Here is a 4,421-nt window from a genome sequence, read left to right as displayed (position 1 = left end):
GGCCTCGGGCAGGCCGGTGAGGTCGAATTCCGCGGCGAGCTCGGCGCGGTCGCTGCCCGAACGCACCATGCCGCTGTCGGCGCGGGCGCCGGCCAGGAGCATGAGGGCGTCCACGAGCAGGGACTTGCCGGCGCCGGTCTCGCCGCTGACCACGGTGAGCCCTGGCCCGAAGGCAATCTCGGCTTCTTCGACGACGGCGAACTGGCGGACGTAGAGCGAGGTGAGCATGGCTACCGATGGCGGCGGATGGAATCGCGCCGATTGTAGCGGGAGGCGCGTCGCAGAAGCCGAGACTTGCAACAGGAGCGTCGAGACCTTATTGATAGCCGGACGAACCAACCCTCCGGCCCGCCCACGCGCATGAATCCGTTTTCCGGTCACGACATCGATGCACGCGCGCGCCGGCTGCTGCGTACCCTGATCTCTCAATACCTGTCAGACGGTGAGCCGGTCGGCTCACGCACGCTGGCGAAGTCGTCGGGCCTGGAAGTCAGCCCCGCGACCATCCGCAACATCATGGCCGACCTCGAAGAGGCCGGGCTGGTCTCCTCGCCGCATACCTCGGCCGGAAGAATCCCCACCCCGCGCGGCCTGCGCCTGTTCGTCGACAGCCTCCTCGAGCTCAAGCCGCTGCCGCGCGACGAGATGGCCCGCCTGCAGGGTGGCCTGCCGCCGCACCAGACGACCACGCGCGACCTGCTTGGCAACGTCTCACACCTGCTATCGGCCATGACCCACTTCGCCGGCGTGGTTACCGTGCCGCGTCAGGGCGACTTTCCGCTACGGCATATCGATTTCGTCAATTTGCCCGATGCGCGGGTGCTGGTGATCCTGGTTTTCTCGGATAACCAGGTGCAGAACCGCGTGGTCCAGCTGGCCCGGCCCCTCGAATCGGCGGAGCTGGAGCAGGCGGCCAACTACCTCAATGCCCAGTTCGCCGGCTTCCGGCTGGCGGATATCCGCGCGCATCTGGCCACCGAGTTGCGCGAGGCCGGCGGCGAACTCAATCGCCTGCTCACCGGCGTGGTCGAACTGGCCACCGCTTCGTTCAGCTCCGACGAGGACGCTGACGATGTGTTGGTCAGTGGCCAGACCAACCTGATGGGTTATTCCGAGCTGGCCGATATCGAGCGGCTCCGCGACCTTTTCGACGCTTTCCAGCAGAAGCGAGACCTGCTTCAGCTCATGGAAATGTGCGTCAAAGCCCCTGGCGTACGCTTGTTCATCGGCGAGGAGTCCGGTTTTTCGGCCCTCGACGGTTGCAGCATCGTCACCGCCACCTACGGCACGCAGGGCCGCATGCTGGGCGCGATCGGAGTTATTGGACCGACGCGTATGGCATATGAGCGCGTGATTCCGGTGGTACAAGCCACCGCCTCACTGCTTAGCGACGCCTTGAATCGCGCCGCGGCGACCTCATAAACCGCCACGGGAGGCGGGTTTAGTATTTCCCGCGAATGTTCGACCCTTCCTCGGAGGGGTCGGTACGCTGACATTTGGAGCAAGTAATGCAAAACAACGATCCCCACGTGCCGGATCCGGCGCAGGACGGCGGTGTGGCCGACAACGGCGTCAATGCCGAGATCGAGGCCCTGAACATCAAGCTGGCCGCGATGGAAACCGAACTGGCCCAGGCGCGCGAGACGGTGCTGCGCGAAAAGGCGGAGATCGAGAACCAGCGCCGCCGTATGCAGCGCGATATCGACCAGGCCCGCCGCTTCGCCAACGAGAAGCTGCTCGGTGAGCTTCTGCCGGTGTACGACGGCATCGCCCTGGGCCTGGCCAATCAGGCCGCGGATGCGAAGACCCTGCGCGAAGGTCTGGATATGTCGCTGAAGCAGCTGGAGAAGGTCACCCAGGCGAACGGACTTTCCGTGGTCGATCCGCTGCACCAGCCGTTCAATCCGGCGCACCACCAGGCCATCAGCTCGGTCGATTCGAACGAGCACGCGCCCAACACCGTTGTCGCCGTGGTCCAGAAGGGCTTCGTGCTCAACGACCGTCTGCTGCGTCCGGCGCTCGTCGCCGTGGTGCGCGACAACTGAACAGCTTCACCAAAGATATTGAATCGATGGGGGTTACCCCCATTTTCCAACACAGTCGCGGCCGCGGGGGCCGCATGAAATTCGGAGCAACGTGACTATGGGCAAGATCATCGGTATCGACCTCGGTACAACCAACTCCTGCGTAGCAGTGATGGAAGGTTCGACCGCACGCGTCATCGAGAATGCAGAGGGCGATCGCACCACGCCGTCCATCGTGGCTTTCACCAAGGACAACGAAGTCCTCGTGGGCGCGCCGGCCAAGCGCCAGAGCGTGACCAATCCCAAGAACACCTTCTACGCCGTCAAGCGCCTCATCGGCCGCAAGTTCACCGACGCGGAAGTCCAGAAAGACCTGAAGCTGGTCCCCTACGGCATCGTCGCGCATGACAACGGCGACGCCTGGGTGCAGACCGCCGACGGCAAGAAGATGGCGCCGCAGGAGATCTCCTCGAAGGTGCTGATGAAGATGAAGAAGACCGCCGAGGACTTCCTCGGTGAGGCAGTGACCGAAGCCGTCATCACGGTCCCGGCCTACTTCAACGACAGCCAGCGMCAGGCCACCAAGGACGCAGGCAAGATCGCCGGCCTCGACGTCAAGCGCATCATCAACGAGCCGACCGCGGCTGCGCTGGCCTATGGCCTGGACAAGACGGACGCGCGCGACCGCAAGATCGCCGTGTACGACCTGGGCGGCGGCACGTTCGACGTCTCGATCATCGAGATCGCCAACGTCGACGGCGAGAAGCAGTTCGAAGTGCTGTCCACCAACGGCAATACCTTCCTCGGTGGTGAGGACTTCGATAACCGCGTCATCGATTACCTCGTCGAAGAGTTCAAGAAGGAGCAGGGCATCGACCTGCGCCAGGACCAGCTTGCCCTGCAGCGCCTGAAGGACGCCGCCGAGCGCGCGAAGATCGAGCTCTCCTCGGCTCACCAGACCGACGTGAACCTGCCGTACGTCACGGCAGATGCCTCGGGTCCGAAGCATCTCAACATCAAGCTGACGCGCGCCAAGCTCGAGTCGCTGGTGGAAGACCTGGTCAAGGGCACGATCGACCCGTGCCGCACGGCGCTGAACGATGCCGGCCTGAAGATCTCGGACATCCACGAGGTGATCCTCGTCGGTGGCCAGACCCGCATGCCCAAGGTGCAGGAAGCCGTGAAGGACTTCTTCGGCCGCGAGCCGCGCAAGGACGTCAACCCGGATGAAGCCGTCGCTGTCGGCGCAGCGATCCAGGGTGGCGTGCTGGGCGGTACCGTCAAGGACGTCCTCCTGCTCGACGTCACCCCGCTGTCGCTCGGTATCGAGACGATGGGCGGCGTGATGACCAAGCTGATCGATAAGAACACCACGGTGCCGACCAAGGCCTCGCAGACCTTCTCGACCGCTGATGACAACCAGACCGCCGTCACCGTGCACGTGCTGCAGGGCGAGCGCGAGCGTGCCAATGCGAACAAGTCGCTGGGCAAGTTCGACCTCTCCGGCATCCGTTCGGCGCCGCGTGGCCAGCCGCAGATCGAAGTGACCTTCGACATCGACGCCAACGGCATCCTGCATGTGTCGGCGAAGGACAAGGACACCGGCAAGGAACAGAAGATCGAGATCAAGGCCGGCTCCGGCCTCTCGGACGAAGAAGTCCAGCGCATGGTGGCGGACGCGGAAGCGAACCGCGAAGAAGACAAGAAGTTCCACGAGCTCGTGCAGACGCGTAACCGTGGCGACCAGCTTGTCCATGCCACGCGTAGCCAGCTCAAGGAGCACGGCGGCAAGATCCCGGCCGAGCAGCTCGCCGGCATCGACAGCGCCGTCTCCGATCTCGAGAAGGCTCTCGCGGGCGAAGACAAGGACGCGATCGAGTCGAAGATCACCAACCTCGAGCAGGTAGCGCAGGCGCTCTCCGCCGCGGCCCAGTCCGGTGGTGCGCAGGACACCGCGCAGCAGTCGGCACCGGGCGGCGGTTCGGCCCAGCCGGACGACGTGGTCGACGCCGAGTTCACCGAAGTCAAGGACGAGAAGAAGTAATTCGTCTTCGGCATGTAATGACGCGCCGCGGGCTCGATGCCGGCGGCGCGGTACCGACGGTTAACCGGAACGATCGCGCCGAGGGGCAACCCGTCGGTGCGTTCGTCCGTCCAGGGAAAGTACACGTGACATGAGCAAGCGCGACTACTACGAAATTCTCGGTGTCGAACGCACCGTGACCGAGGGCGACCTCAAGAAGACCTTTCGTCGCGTCGCGATGAAGTATCACCCTGACCGCAATCCGGACGACCCGGAAGCGATCGACAAATTCAAGGAAGCCAAAGAGGCTTACGAAGTGCTGGCCGACGCGCAGAAGCGCGCGATGTACGACCAGCACGGACACGCGGCCTTCG

At 64.2% G+C, this 4,421-nt stretch carries 5 protein-coding genes; 4 read left to right on the top strand and 1 reads right to left on the bottom strand.

Going from position 1 to position 4,421, the window contains the following annotated elements; genetic code table 11:
• Positions 1 to 228: AAA family ATPase (locus AC1DSN_RS18955; RefSeq protein ID WP_146192947.1), on the bottom strand; the 228-nt coding region annotated here is incomplete at its 3' end.
• A gap of 132 nt (positions 229 to 360) precedes the next feature.
• Between AC1DSN_RS18955 and hrcA the strand changes: the two genes are divergently transcribed.
• The 4 genes from hrcA to AC1DSN_RS18935 all read left to right on the top strand — a co-directional run.
• Positions 361 to 1,422: a heat-inducible transcriptional repressor HrcA gene (gene hrcA, locus AC1DSN_RS18950; RefSeq protein ID WP_063572094.1), complete on the top strand. Its 1,062-nt coding sequence runs from the start codon at positions 361 to 363 to the stop codon at positions 1,420 to 1,422.
• An 86-nt stretch (positions 1,423 to 1,508) separates the two neighbouring features.
• Positions 1,509 to 2,045, top strand: a complete 537-nt coding sequence (grpE, locus tag AC1DSN_RS18945) for a nucleotide exchange factor GrpE (RefSeq protein WP_477297626.1) — start codon at positions 1,509 to 1,511, stop codon at positions 2,043 to 2,045.
• Positions 2,046 to 2,142: 97 nt separating this feature from the next.
• Positions 2,143 to 4,068, top strand: coding sequence for a molecular chaperone DnaK (dnaK, locus tag AC1DSN_RS18940; protein WP_063572092.1), 1,926 nt, complete (start codon positions 2,143 to 2,145; stop codon positions 4,066 to 4,068).
• Positions 4,069 to 4,198: 130 nt separating this feature from the next.
• The coding region (locus AC1DSN_RS18935; RefSeq protein WP_477332212.1) for a DnaJ domain-containing protein at positions 4,199 to 4,421 on the top strand (223 nt) is incomplete at its 3' end.

The sequence above is a fragment of the Luteibacter sp. P4_D7_3 genome (assembly GCF_056401735.1).
The sequence above is the reverse complement of the archived record's forward strand: the minus strand, read 5'-3'. Positions and strand labels throughout refer to the sequence as shown.